This is a genomic window from Vicinamibacterales bacterium (assembly GCA_036504215.1).
In the GTDB taxonomy this organism is placed as follows: Bacteria; Acidobacteriota; Vicinamibacteria; order Vicinamibacterales; family Fen-181; genus FEN-299.
In genome coordinates this window covers 42,064-62,788 of record DASXVO010000040.1, presented here as the reverse complement: position 1 = coordinate 62,788, position 20,725 = coordinate 42,064, and the positions used below count along the sequence as shown (strand labels likewise).

Here is a 20,725-nt window from a genome sequence, read left to right as displayed (position 1 = left end):
TGCCCCCTATCGCGCGGCGCCGCGGCCCAGCACGACAGGCTTCGCCGCACCGTAGTAGATGGCGTTGAACAGGAACTTGAATGTCCCGTGCGGCTGTCCCCGGAAGGTAATCTCGGGGCCGAACAGGCACACCTTCCCTTTTCCCATTGCCCCTTCGGCGATCGCCACCGTCCCCTTCAGATACTGTTGGCCCCACGCCCACCCGCTGTCGAGCGGTTCGCCCGTCGGGAACCAGGCCACCGCCTGCATCCCCTTCAGCGCCGCGTCCGGCTGCAGGCGGAACGCGGGACTCTCGAGGAACAGGACGTCCACGCTGCCGTCCAGGCCGTACGCCAGCGGATTCGTCACGGCGACCGCGGCGGTCAACAGGGATCCTGGCACGTAGAACTTCTCGGTCCCGAGCGGCCGCTCCACGCCGTTGACGGTCTCGACGAGCGCGTCGGTCACCGGCAGACCGAGTTCGTAGGCGAGACGCGTCGAGTTGCCGATGAGGACGAGCGTGCCGCCGTTCTCGACGAACGTTCTAAGCCGGGGCAGCGTCTTGGCGACCGTGATGCTTCCGGCCCTGTTCGCGAATTCGACGGGCACGACGGACGGCATCCGTTCGCCTCCACCCTCAGGCCCCGACACAGCCCCGGTGGGGAGGATGATGACGTCGTACTTCGCGGAGAGGTCTTCTGCGTCGAGCGCCGGTGGGTAGACGACCTCGAACGCGGTGGGGAAGGCCTGCTCGAACATCCACCGGATCCAGCCGGACGGCATCGACCCGCCGTACTGATCCCAGAGCCCGACGCGCACCGGCCGCAGCTTGAGCGCATTCCCGGTGGGCGCGTCCGGCACCCCTTCGAACGTCAGGCCGAGGTCGGCGGCCAGCTTGTCGACGAGCGACTTGGTCTTCGGCCGGGCGGGGACGTAGATCGTACCGGCCTCCCAGGCCTTCCCGCTGATGGTGAACGGCGTGCTCAGCCAGAAGACCTCCTCGTTGGCCGCCAGCAGCCGGTTGGTCGCCGTGAACGCGTCGTTCGGACGATGGCTGAGCAGGTAGCCCGCGGTTCTCCTGGCGGGAACGACCTTGCCTGGAGCCAGAGCAATCGGCGTCATCGGCAGCGCCGCGAACGGCCCGTCGAACGCATCCAGGATCCGATCGAACCGAACGTTCATCTGCGTGGCCAGCGTGTAACCGGTCACGTCGTACGGCGCCCGCGGCGGCCCGCCCGGGTAGACGAAGTCATTCGGATGATTCTGCGGCTCGAACATGTCGCGGAGGTGCGGCCGGAATGCCTGCGCCGCCTTGACGACGTAGGAGCCTGACGCATACTTCTTGCCGGCGACCTCGAAGTCCGCCGTCGCCCTGTGGATCTGGATGCCTCCCTTGATGAGCGCGTTGACGAACTTGGTGGCGGTCGGGACGTCCGGCTGGTCCGCCGGGATGATATACGCCCGGGGATCGCGCCGCGCGGGTGTCCTCATCATGTCGTAGAACTTCGACGACACCGTCGCCACCTCGAAGCCGCGGCGCCCGCGACCAGGCGTCGCGGCCCTCTCCTTCGCCGCCGCCGCTTTCGCCTCGTCGATCCAGGCGGGCTGGATCGTCCACGTGTCGCGGCTGCCGCGCTCGATGGAGTTCTTCCCCATCCGGTAGATCCGGAACAGGAAGTCCTCGCGCAACCTCGACGCGATATCGAGGATGGCGCGGTTGGCGGACAGGATGTAGTCGATCGCCTGCCGCTGGCACCAGACCTTCTGCGGCGGGATCGGCAACGGCAGGTCCTGGTGCGGCAGCTGCTTGTCCAGCACGAGCGGGATCTCCATCGGCGTGGGATTGCCGTTGATCTCGGTGAGGATCCCGATCTGGTTGTGGAAGCCGGTCATCGTCCGCTCTCCGCCGTTGTACCAGGTGGAATAGGAGGCCTCGGATCGCATCCCCGCGCCGCCCTTGCCCTCGGTCACGAACCGGTTGTGGATGGAGGCGCTCACCAGGTCGATGCCCATCGGCACGAGGGGATCCATGTTGAAGTTGAACGGGTCCCTGAACGGCGGCACGAAGAGCACCTGCCCGGCCGGGCCGGACTGGTGCTGGTTGTACATGACCTGCGGGATCCACTCCACGTACATCTGGCGGTTGATCGCGGCGGTCTCGAGTTGGTTGGCGATGTAGGAGTCGCGGTTGTTGTCGTGGCCGACGTACTTTTGGTACAGCCGAGGCAGTCCCGAGGTCGAGCGCTTCGTCGGTTCCGGCTCGCGCATGTACCAGTTCGAGAGGAGTTCCATGCCATCAGGATTGGCGGGCACCAGCAGCAGGATGACGTTGTCGAGGATTCGGCGGGTCTCGGCGTCGTTCCGGGTCACCATCTGGTGCGCGAAGAGGAACAGACCCTGGGCGTTGATGCACTCGGTGGCGTGGAGCCCACCGTCGATCCAGACGACGGCCCGGCCCTCGGCAGCCAGGACGCGGGCCTGCTCGTCGGTCAGATCTTCGGCGCGGGCCAGCTGCTGCGAGATAGCCTTGTAGCGCGCCAGGTTCTTGTGGTTTTCCGGCGAGGTGATGATCGCCATGATCATCGGGCGTCCCTCCGCCGTCCGCCCGATCTCGACCACTTTCATCCGGTCGGACTTGCTGGCGAGTCTGGCGAAGTACTCCTGCAACTGCGTGTAGTTGGCGAGGAAGTAGTCGTCGCCCACGGTGTACTGGCCGAATGTCGGCGGCGCGATCGCGGGGATGGCTGCGCTTTGCGCCGGGCTCTGCGTCTGGACGGATGCGGCGAGCAGCAGGACGGCCAGCGGCACGGACAGCCACGTCCCGATTCTCCTGGTAGTCATCGGAGGATCCTCTCGAGAGAAGAAGGGGCGCAGGGACCTCCGCGGCCGGAGATCCCCGCGCATGGTACCGGACTAGAACTCGATCTTGGCTCCCAACTTGATCACGCGTGGAGCGATGATCTCCGACGTCTTCCCGAAATAGCTCGTCGTGTAGTCGAAGGCGCCCGCCGACGCGAACGCCTGATTCGTCTCGAACTTGGACTGCGCGGCGCTGCTGTTCAGCAGGTTGTGGAACTCGACGAACGCGCTGACGCGGACCCGGCCCGGGAGCGTGAACCTCTTGTTGGCCCGCACCGACAACAGGTTGAAGAAATCCGTGCGATAGGTGCCGAGCGGATCCAGACGAATGGTGGTGCCGCCCTGCGGCAGCGACGCGCTGATCTGCCGATTGTAGGGATAGCCGCTCAACGCCTGGTAGTTGATGCCCAGGCTGATGTCCCACGGCGCCATGTAGCTGCCAATCACCTTGAATGCGTGGGGCTGATCGTAGACCCCCCGCCCATCGATGTTGGTCTGGAGATTGGGGTTGTTCGGGTCGTACGCCTCACGGCCGCCACTGTCGCTCCACACCGGACCAGTCAGCCGGGACCAGACGTAGGACATCTGCAGTTGCCACCGGTTGGCCATCCGCTTGTTGATCGACAACTCGAGGCCCTTGTACGTCACCGTCCCCGGCACGTTCTGCCGGACATAGGCCTCCGTGCCCACGTACTGGGGCTTCAGGGCGTAGACCGTGATCGACTTGTCGTCACCCGTGCCGAGGACCTGGTCGGGCCCGGGATCTGTGAACGCCCGCGGGTCGTAGGCGCCGTCTGGAAATTGGTTCACATCCGCCCAGCTGTCGGTGAACCACCGCTGGATCCACGACACCGTGAGCCCGATGTTGTGCGACAGGTCCCGCTGGTAGCCGAGCACGATCTCGTCGTTCTTCGGGGCGTTGAAGCTCGGGTCAATCGAGTTGTTCTTCGGCTTGAACACGCTCTTCGCCTTCGGGTTGTACTCGCCCGGGTCGACGCGGCCATTCCCGTTGGCATCGCCAGACCACGTGTAGACGTTCATCCCGGACGTCCGGAGGACGTTCGGGTTGATGACGTCCGAGAAGTGCCACGTGTACATGTGATTGAAGTAGCGGTTGTAGCTCACCTTCATGACGTTTCGACCGTCGGCGGTCAGCTTGTAGATGAACCCGGTGCGCGGAGCCCAGGTCCTCCAGGTGAACCCCGGGTCGATCCTCGGATACGTCGTCCGCGGAAACAGCGCCGGCCATTCGCCGCCACCGCCGGTCTGCTCGGGCAGGAAGCCGTCGTAACTGGCGTATCGCAGGCCCAGGCTCAGCGTGAAGCGCCCGAACGTCATGCGATCCTGGCCGAAGATCGAGATGTTCTTCATGTGCGTCCGCTGCGAGAGCGGCGTGTTGAAGACGCGGATCTCGTACGGCGCGCCGTTGCGGTACCGGTAGGCCGTGTCGTTGTAGACGTCGAGGCCGTCGCTGCCCCAGCCGTACCAATTCTCGAAGCCAACCCGCATCTGGTGGTTGGCGCCGAGCCACTGGTCGACGTAGTGCGTGACGCCGCCGTTCACCTGCAGGCGGCGCGAGTCACGGAAACGCTCCCCCGAGAATTGGGCTCCCCAGTAGTTCCCGGTGGTGGTGTCGTAGCTCGGGGGGATCGGTTTCGGCAACGCGTACCACTCGTCGGAGTACCACGTCGGCCAGTACATCCGGAACATGCTGGCCGAGACCTCCGTGAACGTGTTCTGGCCGAGGACGTTCCTCCAGTTCACGTTCTCGAGGTTCTTGTCCGACAACTGCTTCCAGGTGGACTCTGGCGGGACGTTCGCCGCCGCGCCGCGGTTCGGCTGGCTCTTGCGGTTGAAGGTCCAGAACACCGACAGGCTGTTGTTGGTCGACAACCTGAACGTCGTGTTCAGCAGGTAGTTGCTGAGGCCCGTTTCGAAGTCCTTCTTGTAATTGATGATCTGTTCCTTCGTGTCGTACCGGCGCACCGAGAGGTAGAACCAGATCGCATCGGTCTTGATCGGGCCTCCGATGTCGGCATTCACATCGAGCAGTTTCTTGACCCGGGTGCCCTGCGCGATCCCCTGATTGCGCAGCGCGTCGTCCACGTTGTCACCGACCAGGCCCATGCCCAGGCCGGTGCCGGTGGTCGTGTAGAAGAGCGAGCCCGCGAACCGGTTGCTGCCCGACTTGGGCACGACGTTGATGTTCGCGCCGCCCGGGCCGCCGATGTCCGCCCCCATCGCGGCGGTGTCAACCGAGATCTCCTGCGCCGAGCCATAGTCCACGTAGTACATCGATCCGTAGTCCTGCGGCGTGTCGGTGCTCACGCCGAAGAAATTCAGGTTGTACTGGGTGGAACCGTGGGCGACCATTCCCGTGGAGGTGCCGCTGTAGAGACCACCCACGTCCTGGCGCCCCATCACCATGCCGGGCAGGACGGTCGTCGACCCGAAGATGGTCCGCTGCGTCGGGATCTCGTTGAGGATCTCCTTGTCGAGACGCTGGCCGACCTTGGCGTTCTCGACGTCCACGACCGGTGTCTCCCCGGTCACCGTGACCGTCTCGGCCATCGAGGCCACCTTCATCTCCGCATCGATGGTGACGGTGACCCGCACCGGGACGTTCACGCCGTCTCTGACGACGGTGGCGAATCCCGCGAGCGTGAACGTGAGCTTGTACGAGCCCGGAGGCACCGCCGGGTAGCGGTACATGCCGTGCTCATTGGTCACCGCCGCTTGCGTACCCATGACCGCGGGGCCGCTGAGCGCAACCGTGACACCTGGGAGGACCGCTCCCTGCTGATCGACCGCCTTCCCGACGATCTCGCCGAAGTTCTGACCTGTCTGCCCGGACGCCCCCGCGGCGACGACCGTCAGCGCGAGACCCAATGCTCCGCAGACTACCCACCTCTTCATCACCCGCCTCCTCATCACAGCAGATACACGGGGGCCCTGGTTGGCCGGTTGGGGGCGTGGCCGAACGCGGGAAGAACGCCGCCGCCGCGACGAACGCCAACGATCGTTCAGTGAGTTGTGATCAGGTGAACCGCGTTACTATCTCCAGACCGTTCATGGTTGTCAAGAGAAACCGCGTCATCTGTCGGCCCAGGCAGCAAGTGGCACAGCTGGCCAGAGGTGAGGAGATCTACTCGCGTGGATCGAAGAGGCGCTCGGGCAGCAGCGGGGCAGAGGACCCGAGGTGAGGGCGGTGGCCGGCAGCATCAATCCCGCAATCACAGCCGCAGGCCAGGCCGAGTCTGGTATTCTACCGTGCCCGTTCGCGCCAGCCCGCCACCCGGTGACTGGTCCCGTCAACGTCTTGTCGGCCGTCGTCGCGCGTCATGATTCCTGTCGTACCCTGGCTGCTGCTCGTCGTCACGGTCGGTGCTCCGCCGGCTGATGGCTCCAACACGTTGCCCGCGTCGCAGGCCTCGCAGGCCTCGCCTGCACGGCAGGCCGCCGCCTCGCCGCCAACCGCGACCGCAGTCGTGCCGCAGGCGCCAGGCGACGATGCCATGCCCATCAAGATAGGCCCGCTCAGGTTCGGCGGGTTTCTCCAGGGTGACGGCGTGCTCGGCGTCGGAGACCACGACCACACGACGCTCAATGTCGAACTCGACTCCTTCCGCTTGCGCCGCGCGCGCCTGTCGGTGGGCGGCGATGTCACGCCGGAGATCGCGTGGACGGTGCAGGCCGACCTGGCGCACCCCACGGTCCTGACGGATGCTTACATCACGTTTCACCACTCCCGCCTGGCGAACGTCCGCGTCGGCCAGTTCGTCGCACCGTTCGGCCTCGAGCGGCTCACCTCGGAGGCACGCAACGAGGCCTACGAACGCGTGATCGACCGATTCGTCCCCTCGCGTGACATCGGCATCATGGTCTTCGCACCGGCGCCGGTGTGGAAGGGGATCTCGTACGCGGCCGCCATCATCAACGGGGCGGGGCAGAACGCGCGCGACAACAACGCGGCGAAGGACTACGTCGGGCGGGTGACCTGGCAGGTTCCCGGGGTACCCGGCGTGAAGGTGGGCGCGAATGCGCAATCGGGCACGCAGCCAGCCGGCCGGCGTACGCGCGTCGGCGCGGACGTCACTGTCGAGGAAGGCAGCTATCACATCGCAGCCGAGTGGCTGCGCGAGACACGCGACGAGTGCGGGGCAGGTGAATGCGGAGGCTACTACCTCCTGGCGACCCGCCGCTTCCGGCCCGCCTCACCGCGGCCGAGTTTCTACATGGTCGAACTGGTCGGGCGCGTCTTCGCGCTGCGCGATCCCTCCGACCCTCGGCTCGGCCCACCGGGCACCACGCACCGGGAGTGGGAAGTGGGCGTGAACTACTACTTCGCCCGCTCGGCCAAGGCAGCGGTCCATCTGCTGACGCCCATCTCGCGCCGGCCGGGCGAGCCAGCGACGGTGCTCGCGGCGCGCCTCCAGGTCATCTTCTGAGCGCTCGCCAGGCCGCGCGCCTGCTTTCACTGCACGCTCAGCGTGACACCACCGTAGACCTGTCGCTGGAACACCGCCGTATCGAGGCCGTGCGAATAGTTGAGGAACGCTTGCAGGGCACAGTGCGGTATCGGAGTTGGCACCACCAGTGCCAGGCCCGTTGTGATGTCGCTGAACCCGGTGCGTTCGGTCCACTGGTGGTGGTTGTAGCCGACGCTGACGCCGGGGGTCAGCGACACCTTCGTCGATCCCAGGCCGTACTCGTGGCTGATGCCAATCGTCGCGTAGGTGCCGCTCCCTTCATTGACGTCGTGATACACCTGCGCCTTCGGGGCGAAGTAGCCGCCGGCCGCTGCGGCGACGTAGAACTCGTTCGAATACCTGCCGCTCGCCTGGCGTGGAAACATGTAGTTGATCCAGCCGACCGACAGCGTCACCCCACGCACCTCGCGTGAGTAGTCGATGATGAGGTCGTGCTCGGTATAGATGACGCCCGACGCCGAGCGCACGTGGCTGTTCGACCACGAGGTGATGGTCAGAGGGCCGACCTTGGCCCACACGCTCGGCTGGAACGCCGGATCCGATCCCAGCAGGAATCCTCGCCACACGAAGGCGCTCGCGAAGGTACCGCTCGCCCCGAACGAGAGCCGCAGGCCGTTGCCGTCGGTCTGCGCCGCCGGAATGTCCTGGCCGGCGCCCGTGGCGGGCGGCGGCGGCGGCGAGAGAGATGACGCCTCCTGCGCGCAGAGGCTTCCAGCCAGGGCCAGCGCCAGCACGGTGAAGACAGCCATCGCTGCCTCGCGCAGATGATTCATCGGCGTGCGCCAGGTGAATCCGTGCCGCGCGATCTTGCGAGGGCCCGCGTGAACGCCCCGGACGTGGCGTTCGCCATGTCCTCCAGAGAGTAGCCGGCCTTCAGCATCTCGCCGATGACGCCGAGCATCTGGCTGCGGCCGGGGGCCTGCCAGAGGGGCGACTCGTTCACGATCGCCACCGCATCCGCGCCGACTGCCTTGCGCGCCGCGTCGAGCCTGGCGACGTACGACGAAGGCGGCTCGCCGCTCCGCAGCACCAGGCCGACCGTCGATTCCGTCTTCTTCACCAGATCGAGGACGTCGGCGTCCGGCAGCGCGGAGGCCTCGACCACCACGGGCTTCCGGGCCGCGGCCAGGAGCGCCTTGGTCTGCGGTCCGCTCAGGCCCTTCGCGATGAGGAGCAGGTTCGCGTCGCCGATGGCCTCAACGACCTTCTTCCCCTCCGGCGTCAGGCCGGCGCCGGCGAACACCGCGCCGGGCTGGTCGATCACGACAAAAGCCAGCCCCTGGCGGGCGAACGCGTCCGCCCACCGGGCTTCGCCGCGCAGTGCCGACAGGCCGTTCAGGCCGAGGAGCAACGCCGTCTTCGAAGGCTCTCGCGGTCCCATCATGGGCGCGCCTGCCGGCGCCGGGCTCCCGTAGATGGAGAGCCCGCGGGTCTGCTCGGTTCGGTCCTTCGCGGACAGGAGCGCTCTCATGACCTCGAGCCGTAAGAGGTCGCCGCTCGCGCCGGCCTTGCCCGGCACGGTCACGAGCTGCAGGTCGACGTCCGGATCCTGCACGTCCCTGTGCTCGACGACCGCCTGCTCGAACGTCTGCGCCGCGTGGTTGACGATTGTTCCGTAGCGCCAGTAGAACGTCTCCTTCCTCGACGGGAGCACCGTGATCCGGGAATCGGTGCTGAGCACCTCGAGGGCCGAGACCACGAAGTCACCCGAGTTCTGGAGAATCTCCGGTTTGATCAGGTCGATCACGTCGCCCACGCGATTCGTCTTGAAGTGCGGGCCGGCGGTGCTGACCATGAACGCCGGGATGCCGTTGTACAGGAAGTGTGTGTGATCCGATCCGCCGGGCCCGCCGCGGCCGGGAACGGTGTTGTCGAGCACGGCCTTGGGCAGGCCCGCCTTCAGGATCTCCCACGTCTCCGGCGCGTAGTAGGCGCCGCTCGCGCCCACCTTGCCGGTCCCGTGGCCCTCCATGTCCAGGTTGATGTTGGCCACCGTCTTCTCGAGGGGATAGGGCGGATGCTCCGTGTACCACTTCGAGCCGAGCAGCCCCGACTCCTCGGCTGCCCACAAGGCGAAGATGATGGTGCGCTTCGGCTTGAGCGGACTGGCCTTCAACGCCCGCGCCGACTCCATCACCACGGCCGTCCCCGACGCATCGTCATCGGCGCCGTTCAACACGTCTCCGGCCATGTCGACGCCGAGGTGATCCATGTGGCCGCCCACGACGACGTACTCGTTCGCGAGCTTCGGATCGCTGCCCGTGATCTTTGCCAGCACGTTCGCCGTTGGCCGCTTCTCGTCGAACACGACCTGCAGGTTGAGGAACGACTGGGTGCCGAGGTCGTAGGACTGCGGGCGGCCCGTCGCCTCGATTTGCTGGAAGAAGTAGCGGGGGTCGGCCTTCTGCCACTTGAAGAGGAAGTCGACCACCTTGCTCTCGATCGAGAGGATGACGAAGTCGGACTTGTAGATGTCCTTGCGCAGGCCGCCCCGGAAGAACCCGCCGGCCGGTTGCGCGTCGATGCGGAAGGTGAGCACGCCGCGCGCCCCGTGCTCCTGCGCCGCCCTCACTCTGTTCTGAAGCTGCGCTTCTTCCTTCAGGCTCGCCTCGTATCGGCGCGGCGTCTCGACGGCGAACAGCACGAGTTTGTTCCGCACGTCCACGCCCGCGTAATCGTCGTAGCCCTTCTGCGGCGCCGAGATCCCGTAGCCGGCGAACACGACCCCGGAGGCGAGCGGCCCGGAGCCGGAATAGCGGTACTGCCGCCAGTCCTCGCCGTACACGAAGTCACGCGTCCGGTTGTGCGCTGAGAAGGCGAGGGAGGCCCCGCGTTGGACCTCGTAGTACTCGAACGTCATGTCCTGAACGTAGCCGCCGTTCGTCCCGGCCGGCTCGATCCCCCATTCACGGAGCTTTCCGACGATGTAGTCGGCGGCCACCCGATCGGCGGGCTCGCCGCTCTTTCGACCGAGCATCGTGTCGGCCGACAGGGCCTTGACGTGCTCGAAGGCCAGCTTCCCGTCGAACGACGCCTGCCGGCCTTGCGACAACCCCGGGACGGTGAAGAGAATGACGCCGAACAGGACGGCGGCGGCAGACCTCACGCTCATGTTCAACTCCTCGAAGAACGGGTGCGGTTCGCTGATCTGCGTTGACCTGGGTCTGGCAGGATGCTGAAGGCGGCCTGCCAGGGGGACGGTCGTCTCGATCGACGGTCAGGACGAGGCATTCTATATCAGGGCGCCCGCGTGGTGACGCTGGGCCTGGCGGCCGCGGTCAGGTATCCTGAGAGCCGTGGGGACGCCAAATCTCAAGCGCTTCGCCTGGCTCTCGATCGGCGCCGCCGTCGCCACCATTCTGCTCAAGACGATTGCCTACCTTCTGACCGGATCGGTTGGACTCCTGTCCGATGCCATGGAGTCGCTCGTCAACCTGGTCGGCGCCATCATGGCGCTCAGCATGCTGACCATCGCGGCCCGGCCCGCCGACGAGGATCACTCGTACGGCCACAGCAAGGCAGAATATTTCTCGAGCGGGGTCGAGGGGACGCTGATTCTGGTCGCGACGCTAGGTATCGGCGTGGCGGCGGGGCAACGTGTGCTGGCGCCTCGGCCGCTCGAGCAGGTCGGCGTCGGGCTCGCGGTGTCCGTCGGGGCATCCCTCGTCAATCTCGCGGTCGCACTCGTGCTGCTTCGCGCCGGGAAGCAGAACCGCTCCATCACGCTCGAGGCGAATGCACAGCACCTCCTCACCGATGTCTGGACCTCCGCCGGCGTCATCGTCGGCGTGGGTGCCGTCGTGGCGACGGGCTGGCTCCGCCTGGACCCGATCGTCGCTTTGTTCGTGGCGGCGAACATCGTGTGGACCGGGTCGCGCATCGTGCGGAAATCGGTCCTCGGGCTGATGGACACCTCGCTGCCGGCCGCTGAAATGGCGGCCGTGCGTGCGGCGCTGGACAGCCGCTTGAAGGACGGTATCGGGTACCATGCGCTCCGGACACGGCAGTCCGGGGTCAGGCGGTTCGTAGAGTTCCACGTGCTGGTGCCCGGCGCGTGGACGGTCCACCGGGGACACAAGCTGCTCGAGGAAATCGAAAGCCGGATTCGGGCCGTCGTTCCGGACGTGACGGTCTCCACGCACCTTGAATCGCTCGACGATCCCGCGTCGTGGGAGGACCTCCACCTCGACAGGGCCGCTCCTTCGCCGGCGCCCACATCGGTCGACGCCGACCCATCCTCCGAGGAATCGCCGATCGGAAGGACTTAGGAGTCTGACGTAAATTACTTCTACAGATACTGCTGAGTCATGATCTAATAGGTGCGTGCGACGTAACCTCGACATCGAAGCGACGGTCGTAGCGAAATACGCGGTCTTGGAACCGGTCCTCGATGAGCGAGCGCGGCGGCTCTGGGCCGCCACGGAATCGCGAGCCATCGGCTTCGGAGGCGATGCGTTGGTGTCGGCCGTCACCGGCTTGGCGCGCGACACGATCCGACGGCGCCGCCAGGAATTGGCGGCAGGCGTCGCGATCACGGGACGCATCCGACGACCTGGCGCGGGGCGTCCCGTGCTGGAGGCCCGGCAACGCGGCTTGACCGCCGCCCTCGAGCAACTGGTCGACCCGCTGACGCGCGGCGACCCGACGTCGCCGTTGCGCTGGACCTGCAAGAGCCGCGCGCAGTTGACGGCGGCCTTGGTGAAGCAGGGCTGGGGCGTGGGTTCGACCACGGTGGGCCGGTTGCTGCACGAGTTGGGCTACAGTCTGCAATCGGTGCGCAAGAGCCGCGAAGGCACGTCGCATCCCGATCGGAACGCGCAGTTCGAGCTGATCAACGCGACCGCGGCGCTGTTTCTGCAGGACGGGCAACCGGTCATTTCGGTGGATACCAAGAAGAAGGAACTGGTCGGGAACTTCAAGAATGCCGGCCAGGAATGGCATCCCGCGGGACAGCCGGAGACGGCGCTCGTGCATGACTTCCCCACGGACGCCGTCGGCAAGGCGATTCCCTACGGCGTGTACGACATGGCGCGCAACGAGGCGTGGGTGAGCGTGGGACGCGACCATGACACGCCGGCGTTCGCCGCCGCGTCGATTCGGCAGTGGTGGACGATGATGGGGCGACGGGCGTACCCGAAGGCGGAGGCCCTCTACATCACCGCCGACTCGGGAGGCAGCAACGGCTACCGCGCCCGCGCGTGGAAGACCGAAGTACAGGCGCTGGCCGATGCGCTCCAGTTGCGGGTTCACGTGTCCCACTTTCCGCCCGGCACGAGCAAGTGGAACAAGATCGAGCATCGGCTCTTCTGCCACATCACGCAGAACTGGCGCGGGAAACCGCTTCGGACGTTCGAGACCCTCGTCGCATTGATCGGCCACACGCGCACCGCCAGCGGCCTCCGCGTCAAGGCCAAGCTGGACCCGAGGACCTATCCCACGGGCGTCGTGGTCACTCGCGCCGAGATGAGCGAGTTGTCGCTGCATCCCCATGACTTCCACGGTGAGTGGAACTACGAATTGCGCCCGCGGCGAAGTTGACTATTCAATATCGATCAGGCGCCTTAGGTTAGGTTTAGGCGAGCGAAACCACGCGGACTCTCGGTGTACGCCGAAATCAACCTGGCTAAGCTCAGGCATCGACGTCGTCGAAAATGCTCCGCTCGCTCGGCGGCTGCGCAGAGCCCGAGAGGGGAGGCAGTCTTCTCGAGGGCTTGTCCTTGGACGCATCCGGCATGTGCTCGGCCATCCACTCGTTGGCCAACTCGATTTCATCGTCGACGATACGCACGATATCTTGATCGTCTGAAAAATGGCGCTTCAAGGCCTTGAACGAGTCGAGGAGCGGCTCCATGTGTCCGTCCGGAGACCCGTCCGAAGGGAGGTTACTCTGCCACTCATGCCGAACTGACTTCAGCCTGGGCACCAACTCCGTACGGACGCGCTCGAGCAGTTCGCCGAATTCCTCCGGCTCAAAGACACCCCGGATTGTGTAATCGTCAAGCGCATAGAGATCGCTGCCGTCGAGTGCGTACTCGCTAACGGTCGCGATGAACTGCTTTCGGTGTTCCTCTGGGAGCAAACCCAGTTCGTGAAGGCGTGCCGCGAGGGTGACTTCGGGAACCGCGCTGAGCAAGAGGCCGGGCTTGGCGATCCTTTCCAGCAGATCCGGGTGACACTCAAGGTAGAGCGCCACGAATTCCTTCGAACAGCGGCGGGTCAGGAAACTCTGGATACCGTGTCTGTCCGCCCATCGTGCTAGCCAAGGGTCCTTGTAGTCTCGCGACGAGAACTCGTCGAGGCGCCTTAGCATCAGTGGAAAGAGCGTGTTCGGCAGGACCACCGCTTTCTCGATCCCAACGTCGCCACAGGCTACTTGCTCTACAAGCTTCTCAGGAGTGCTCCCCTGGACATAGATGTCGAGCAGTTCTGGACTCTCAACAAGAATCGATGCATAGGCGTCGCCGATTGTCGGATGCTTGAACCGCCAGAAGTACTCGCCATCGGCGTAGAAGCGCTGGACGAGGCTGCCATTCAACGCCTCCAGCGCTGTCCGACAGGCGCCGACGGTGCTCCCGAGCCGGTCGAGCGCCTTCTCCTCAGACGCCTGCAATTCGATGGGGCTGTGCAGACGGTCGTTGCGCATGTAAATGAGGCCGAGCGCCGCTTTGCTGTCGTTGTCGAGGTTCTGCAGGATTTCGCGGAGGAGTTGCTCTCGCTTCTCGACGAACTCGTGAAGGTGGTATGCGCTGAGGTATAGCCCTTTTGTGAAGACGGGATCTGCCATGCGTCTGGCCGTCTCCGGGATGAATCGGGGGTGTGCAGCAACCGCCTCCAGGAACGGCTTCGCGTCGGTCTTGAACTTCTTTGGTTGCCGTCCGAGCTTTAGATGGTTGTACAGAATCTGCCGCCGCTCGTCGGCCGTCAGATTGTGAACGTCTATGACGACTTTGCCCTCCTCGAGCAGCGGGAACGCGCCTTCCTTGAGGTCGTTGCGGGCGCGGCTATAGATATAGTCACGCGACGTCATGACGATCTTCGCTCCGCGCTTCAGCATCGTGCGGATCTCGGCAATATTGCGGTTCCACTCCTGAACGAGCGACGCCTCGTATTGCGTGGGGCCAAAGGCATCGTCGAGCCAGAAGAACTGGGAAGGCTCGTCGGGGTTCCACCGCTCAACCAGCTTGGCGGGCCTGTCGGGCTTCACAAGGGACACACCCCACTGGTCGATTGCGGACATCGACAGGAGCGAAGCGACAGTCGTTTTGCCGGCCGCGGGTTCGCCGATCAGAAGCACAAAGCCATGCTCGCTGAGAGCCTCTGACGCCTTACGGTACGCCTCGGTGATGACTATCTTCGCCAGGTCTTCGCGAAGGGACGCCAGAACGGCCGTCGCCTGGCTGTAGGCGCGCTCGTCGAGAATCTGAGTGAGGTCGCCAAGTCCATACAGCCGAGGAACCTGCATTCGCAAGTTCTTGTTCTGCCGGATTTGGCCGCAAATCCAGTCGAGGCCAAGGACCAGGACCTGTTGGACGCCGGTCTTCCGCAGAAGGTCCTCAACCTGAGCAGCGCGTTTGCCGGACACGCCGGCGTTGGTCAGTACCACGTATACGTCGCATACTCCTTGCGCGACTAGGCGTCCGACCTTGGCGACCTCGTCCTTCAGGTCGGCGAGCCGAAGGGCACGGTTAGACCTCGCTGTGAACTTGCATTGAATGACGAAACGCCCGCTGAGCGCCTCGTTCCCGGTCGCCTTCCAGTTACCTGCGAAGGCACCGTCGCGACCACCATCGTTGGAGTCGAGGAACGACTCAACAGTCTGGCCCAGGATCTCTCTGACAATCGTCAGGCAGAGTTTCTGGAAGTTGCTCCAGCCGAGACTATGCAATTCGTACATGGACGGTCTCTGAACTAGCCCGATTGCGAAAGTCCGAAAGTGGGCGGGACCGCGATGACAGCCCACCAGAAGTACTCGTACAGCAGCAGAAGCCAAGCATAGGCGTCGCCTGCCGACGCTGCCACGTAGCTGAAGACGTCACCCACCCGCCCCTCGCGGTGTGCAGAGCACTTCGCGTAGAAGCGCTCGAAGTGCGGGACGAAGAAGTCGAACGAGTCGTAGCCTGGCTTCGAGTGGACGTATAGTCGGTAATCGAGAGGCAGCGCCTGCCCGCAGAATGAGAAGTGCAGACCCCGAGCGATGTGTTTCCCTGTCGCCTCTATTCGCGAGACATCGGGCTTGAACACGGACCCGAGCGGGCGTCCGTTCGCATCGACCACCGAGCTCGGACTGACGCTGGATCGGAGCGAATCCGTGAATCTCATGGCCTCTGGCCGTGTGAGGGACCGGAAGATCGCAGGCAGCTTCTCTGCCGCGCTCCGGTTGGTCTGCGCCCTGAGGTCGAGCGCCAGAACGATCCGCGTGTAGTCGTCATCCCGCTGAAACCCACGGTTGCAGTCCAAGCACGCCGGTACAGTAAGCAGGTTTGGGGGAAAGGGCTCCGCCAGCAGCACTTTCGGGGGAATGTGGTCGCGCGTGATGCTGTTCTCCATGCCACAGTACGCGCAGACGCCACGAAGCTCGGCCACAGCGCAAGAATGCCACGGTTTGACGCTGGCGTTCCACTGCGCGGACACAGCTAGGCTCGGTCGCCACTCTCGCGACTGACGAACATCCACCGACTGGCCGGCGAAACCGACGCCCACCGCCCGCGACCGCGGCGGATTCTTTCGCTCACGACTCAGCTAGTGCCGCGGCGTCGACCGTCGGCGGAGACACTGGTGGCTCAATTCACGCGGTCTTGGGGTTGCTACGCAGTTGCTGCCTAGTCGGGCGCCTCATCCCCCAGAGTAGCCGCGCGGTTGTGCCGGCGAACCCTTTAGTGGGCTGTAGAATCTGTAACTTAGGCGTTTGATCGAAATAATCTAATCAACTTCGCCGGGGTCGCAGTTCGTAGTTCCACTCCCCGTGAAAGTCATAGGGGTGCAACGCCAGTTCGTTCATCTCCGCTCGTGTCACGACACGCCCGGTCGCATACGTCGCCGTGTCCAACCGGGCTTTGACGCGGAGACCGGCGGCGGTACGCGTGTGGCCAATCAGTTCGACGACGGTCTCGAAGGTGCGAAGGGGCTTGCCGCGCCAGTTCTGCGTGATGTGGCAGAAGAGCCGGTGCTCGATCTTGTTCCACTTGCTCGTCCCCGGTGGAAAGTGCGACACGTGGATGCAGAGGCGCAGCGCATCGGCCAGGGTCTGCAGTTCCGTCTTCCACGCCCGAGCACGGTAGCCGTTGCTTCCGCCGGCGTCGGCGGTGATGAAGAGGGCCTCGGCCGTCGGGTAGGCGCGGCGACCCATCATCTTCCACCACTGGCGGATCGAGGCCACCGCGAAGGCGGGCGTGTCATGGTCGCGGCCCACGCTGACCCACGCCTCGTTGCGAGCCATGTCATACACGCCGTAGGGAATCGCCTTGCCGACGGCGTCCGTGGGGAAGTCATGCACGAGCGCCGCCTCCGGCGTCCCCGACGGCTGCCATTCCCGGCCAGCGTTCTTGAAGTCCCCGACCAGTTCCTTCTTCTTGGTGTCCACGGAAATGACAGGTTGCCCGCGCTCCAAGAACGCGGCGGCGATCCCGTTGATCCAGTCGAACTGCGCATTCCGATCCGGGTGCACCGTGCCCTCCCGACTCTTGCGCACGGACTGGAGGCGATAGCCCAAGGCGTGCAGCAGGCGGCCCACCGTCGTCGAACTGACGGCCCAGCCCTGCTTCACCAGGGCGTCCGTCAGGTTGCCGCGGCTCTTACAGGTCCACCGCAACGGCGAGGTCGGATCGCCCCGAGTCACCGGCTCGACCAAGCGCTCCAGCGCGGCCGCCAAGCCCGGTTGCTTCGCTTCCAGGATCGGACGCCCCGCGCCAGGCCGCCGAATCCGTCCGGTCGCGACGGGACCTGCCGCCAGTTCCTCACGACCTCGGCGGATGGTCTGTCGCGCCATCCCGGTCGCGGCCGCCACCAAGGCATCGCCGCCGAATCCAATCGCGCGCGATTCGGCGGCCGCCCACAGCCGCCGTGCGCGTTCATCGAGCACCGGCTCCAACACGACGTACTTGGCCACGATGGCCGCTTCGACATCGAGGTCGCGTCGCATGCGGTCATTAGATCACAGATGAACCGCAGATGAAACACTAATTGTGGTCAGAGTCCTTAGCCTTCTCATCCGCACACGAAGTGGTGCCGCGCAACCTCAGGTCGCGTCGAGTACCTCGCGCACCTTTCGCGCGAGAACATGGCGCTCGAACGGCTTCTGCAGGAATGCCGCGCCACGGTCCTGTACCTGGTAGCGCAGCATGACGTCGTCGGGATACCCAGACATGTACAGGACCTTCATCTCGGGCCGCCGCGGAGCCAGACGCCCGGCCAGGTCGCAGCCGTTCATCCCGGGCATCACGGTATCGGTGAGGAGCAGGTGGATGGGGCCGGAGTGCTTCCGCGACAACTTGATCGCGTCCTCGCCACTTCGCGCCTCGAGGACCACGTGTCCGTCGGCCTCGAGCAGTGTCCGCACGAGATTGCGGACCGCGTCTTCGTCCTCGACGAGCAGCACGACCTCGTGCCGGCGAGACTCCATTCCCGCGACGGGGGTGGCGTCGACGACCGGCCGATCGTCGACGCTCCAGGGAAGGCAGACGGTGAATCGAGACCCCTGCCCGGGACTGCTGTCGACCACGATGCCACCGCCGCTCTGCCTGACGATCCCGTAGACCATGGAGAGACCGAGGCCTGTTCCGAGGCCCTCGCTCTTGGTCGTGAAGAACGGCTCGAAGACCCGAGACCGCGTTTCCTCGGCCATCCCGGTTCCAGTATCGGCGACGCCGAGCGTCGCGTACTTCCCTGGCTGAACGTCGAAGCGATTGGGGACTCCCGCCTCGAACTCGACGCTCGACACCTCGACGGTCAGGACGCCTCCGTGAGGCATCGCATCCCTGGCGTTGACGGCCAGGTTCATGATGATCTGTTCGGTCTGTGCACGGTCTGCGCGAATCAGCGCCGGGGCTGCGTTGAGTTCGATTCTCAGGTGCACGTCCTCTCCGAGCACGCGTTGCAGCAGCGTGGCGGTGCTCGCGGTGACGTCGTTGAGGTCGATGGTTCTCGGCGCGATGATCTGCTTGCGGCTGAACGTCAGGAGCTGCCCGGTCAGAGCAGCGGCTCGTTCGCCGGCGCGCTTCACCTGCAGGATGTCGGCGGCGACCGGATCGGACGGGCTCATGCTGGCCAAGGCGATTTCGGTGTAGCCGTTCATGACGGTGAGCAGGTTGTTGAAGTCGTGCGCCACTCCGCCGGCGAGCCGGCCGACGGCCTCCATCTTCTGGGCCTGGCGGAACTGATCCTCGACCTGCCGCATCGCCTCCTGGGTTTGCCGCTGCTCGGTGATATCCCGACAGACACCAACGAGGCCGGACACCTGACCGGAGTCGTCCTTCACCTGCGACGTACTGAGATAGATCGGGAACTCGGAGCGGTCCTTCCTGGTGTTGTCCAGCTCACCGCTCCAGCCTCCTCTCCTGGTCTCCCGCAGAATCTCCTGCGTCAACGCCGGCGGATTCTTGCTCGACCAGACGACACTGACGTGCTGCCCGATCACCTCGTCTTCCGTGTAGCCATAGCAGTCGAGGAACGACTTGTTCACGAACGTGAACCGATCCTCGGAGTCGGTCACGGAGACCATCTCGGCGATGCTCTCGAGGCTGTGCGCGAGCATCCGGACCCGTGCCTCCGTCGCCCGGCGCTCCGCGAGTTCGCGCTCGAGCCTGCGATTTGCTTCGGCCAGATCGGCCGTGCGCCGGAGCGCGTCGGCCTCCAGTCCCTTCTTCACGAGCTGAAGCCCCGCCTCGGTGCGAAGGTGCGCAGCGACTTCGAGGCTTTTCATCCGGCCAGACTGCAGGAACGTCTGCCTGTCGGCGGGAATCGCGAGCGGCCCCGCGAGGATCAACAGCGACTTCCCCTGCAACGACAGCGCGGTCGCCTCGAGCCAGTCGGTCTCGGACAGGGTCGACGTTTCCTGCCATGGCCCGGACCTGAGCGGCGCACCCTCCACGCGCAGGCGCCAGAACGCGTCGGCATCGACGAGGAAATTCGCCAGGAAGTGGAGCAACTCCTGCGGCCTGAGACCCGTGGCCCCGGGCCGGGCCTCGGGAAACAGCGCGAGCCACCACGAGGTGACGCCGCTCACGAGCGTGAAGGCCCCGTCGTCTTGACGCTCGAGCACGACGAGATCCAGCGCCCCGAACAGCGAACTCAACAGCGACGCGCCGCTGGCGGCGCCACCGGTGACCGGGGCGTCGAGCGTCAACTCGTTGGCGACTTGTTGTGGGATCCGACTCCGAACCTCGAATGGGGATGCATCCAGGAGGACGACCCAGTCGCGCCCGTCTCGGCGAAAGACGCAGATGTCCGCAGGTGAGCTGGAGTCGAGCGCGACGCAGGGCAGGCAGGTGCCGTCGTCGTCGGCCGGCAGCAGCCCCTCGAGGGAGACGACCTGCTCCTCGACCCGCGCGCCCCGCACGAGATGCCGGAGGCCGTACGTGTCGACGGCACCGCCCCAATCGACCAGCGTGCCCTCCCGCGACACCTCGAGGTACGCCGGCGAGCGATCGAGAGCGACAGCATCGACGAGGTAGTCGATGACGGGACGAGGCAGCTCAATCATGCCCCTAGCATCCTGCGAACCATGACCGCGAACATCTCCTCAACGCCGGTGCCCGTCTTCGCGCTCGTGTTGACGACGGTCCAGCCTTGGGCCTGAACCCTGGCAGCGGCGGCCTCGTCGAGTTCCCACTCATGGACGAGGTCGCACTTGTTGAGGGCGAGTACGCACGGGACCTCGCCCACCGCGGCTCTCACCTCCCCGTGAAGCAGGATCGCCTTGTCGAGGGTCTCGCGCCGCGTGCCGTCCGCGACGAGGATGATGCCGGAGGAACCGCGCATGTAGGACGTGCGGACCTTCTGGAATTCGTCCTCGCCGTGGAGGTCCCAGAGAATCAACCTGACCTCGAGGTCGGCGACTGAAACAGATTTCCGCTCGATCTTCACGCCGACCGTTGTCAGGTACTTGTCGGAGAACACACTTCGGACGTAGCGCGCCACGAGCGACGTCTTGCCGACGGCGAACGCCCCGATCAGGCAGACCTTCTTCTGGATCATCGATCTGGATCCGAGAGTGCAGCCGCCCGGGCCGCGGCCCTCGAGCAGCCCAGGGGGTGGGCAGACGCCATGCCCTTCCGTTGCCGACTCTCCACGAGCGAGCACCTGGAAGGGGCGGGGCGAGGTGCCAAGGCTCGTCGATGGCCGGATCGTAGTGGACGGGTTCCTCGAAGTCAACGCCAGCGACACGCGGAGGAGGGAGGTCC

General features: G+C 65.3%; 12 protein-coding genes. 3 read left to right on the top strand and 9 right to left on the bottom strand.

Annotated features, from left to right (window positions below; translation table 11 throughout):
• Nucleotides 1-6 precede the first annotated feature (6 nt).
• Nucleotides 7-2,820, bottom strand: coding sequence for a M14 metallopeptidase family protein (locus tag VGK32_12270; protein HEY3382540.1), 2,814 nt, complete (start codon nucleotides 2,818-2,820; stop codon nucleotides 7-9).
• Between the two features lie 72 nt (nucleotides 2,821-2,892).
• Nucleotides 2,893-5,754, bottom strand: coding sequence for a TonB-dependent receptor (locus VGK32_12265; protein HEY3382539.1), 2,862 nt, complete (start codon nucleotides 5,752-5,754; stop codon nucleotides 2,893-2,895).
• Between the two features lie 425 nt (nucleotides 5,755-6,179).
• Between VGK32_12265 and VGK32_12260 the strand changes: the two genes are divergently transcribed.
• Nucleotides 6,180-7,286: a porin gene (locus VGK32_12260; protein ID HEY3382538.1), complete on the top strand. Its 1,107-nt coding sequence runs from the start codon at nucleotides 6,180-6,182 to the stop codon at nucleotides 7,284-7,286.
• Nucleotides 7,287-7,312: 26 nt separating this feature from the next.
• On the opposite strand, the gene VGK32_12255 is transcribed toward VGK32_12260, so the two are convergent.
• Together VGK32_12255 and VGK32_12250 are read right to left on the bottom strand one after the other, a co-directional pair.
• Nucleotides 7,313-8,077: a hypothetical protein gene (locus tag VGK32_12255; protein HEY3382537.1), complete on the bottom strand. Its 765-nt coding sequence runs from the start codon at nucleotides 8,075-8,077 to the stop codon at nucleotides 7,313-7,315.
• Nucleotides 8,078-8,097: 20 nt separating this feature from the next.
• On the bottom strand, nucleotides 8,098-10,440 hold the full coding sequence (locus VGK32_12250; GenBank protein ID HEY3382536.1) for a M20/M25/M40 family metallo-hydrolase: 2,343 nt from the start codon (nucleotides 10,438-10,440) through the stop codon (nucleotides 8,098-8,100).
• 184 nt (nucleotides 10,441-10,624) lie between these two features.
• Here VGK32_12250 and VGK32_12245 point away from each other — a divergent pair, with 184 nt between their 5' ends.
• Both VGK32_12245 and VGK32_12240 read left to right on the top strand, forming a co-directional pair.
• The gene (locus VGK32_12245) at nucleotides 10,625-11,596 is read left to right on the top strand and encodes a cation diffusion facilitator family transporter (protein ID HEY3382535.1); all 972 of its coding nucleotides are present in this window, start codon (nucleotides 10,625-10,627) and stop codon (nucleotides 11,594-11,596) included.
• A gap of 73 nt (nucleotides 11,597-11,669) precedes the next feature.
• Nucleotides 11,670-12,866, top strand: a complete 1,197-nt coding sequence (locus tag VGK32_12240; protein HEY3382534.1) for an ISAzo13 family transposase — start codon at nucleotides 11,670-11,672, stop codon at nucleotides 12,864-12,866.
• A 91-nt stretch (nucleotides 12,867-12,957) separates the two neighbouring features.
• Here the strand turns inward: VGK32_12240 and VGK32_12235 are convergent, their stop codons facing one another.
• From VGK32_12235 to VGK32_12215, 5 genes are all read right to left on the bottom strand, one after another.
• Nucleotides 12,958-15,222 (bottom strand): hypothetical protein, encoded by a 2,265-nt coding sequence (locus VGK32_12235; GenBank protein ID HEY3382533.1) that lies wholly within the window; start codon nucleotides 15,220-15,222, stop codon nucleotides 12,958-12,960.
• Between the two features lie 14 nt (nucleotides 15,223-15,236).
• Nucleotides 15,237-15,875 (bottom strand): hypothetical protein, encoded by a 639-nt coding sequence (locus VGK32_12230; GenBank protein HEY3382532.1) that lies wholly within the window; start codon nucleotides 15,873-15,875, stop codon nucleotides 15,237-15,239.
• 376 nt (nucleotides 15,876-16,251) lie between these two features.
• Nucleotides 16,252-17,466, bottom strand: a complete 1,215-nt coding sequence (locus VGK32_12225; protein HEY3382531.1) for an ISAzo13 family transposase — start codon at nucleotides 17,464-17,466, stop codon at nucleotides 16,252-16,254.
• 96 nt (nucleotides 17,467-17,562) lie between these two features.
• Complete coding sequence (locus tag VGK32_12220) at nucleotides 17,563-20,025, bottom strand: PAS domain S-box protein (protein HEY3382530.1); 2,463 nt, start codon at nucleotides 20,023-20,025, stop codon at nucleotides 17,563-17,565.
• Entirely contained in the window at nucleotides 20,022-20,519 is a 498-nt protein-coding gene (locus VGK32_12215; GenBank protein HEY3382529.1) for a Rab family GTPase, read from the bottom strand. The genes VGK32_12220 and VGK32_12215 overlap by 4 nt, the downstream gene beginning before the upstream one ends.
• Between the last annotated feature and the right edge of the window lie 206 nt (nucleotides 20,520-20,725).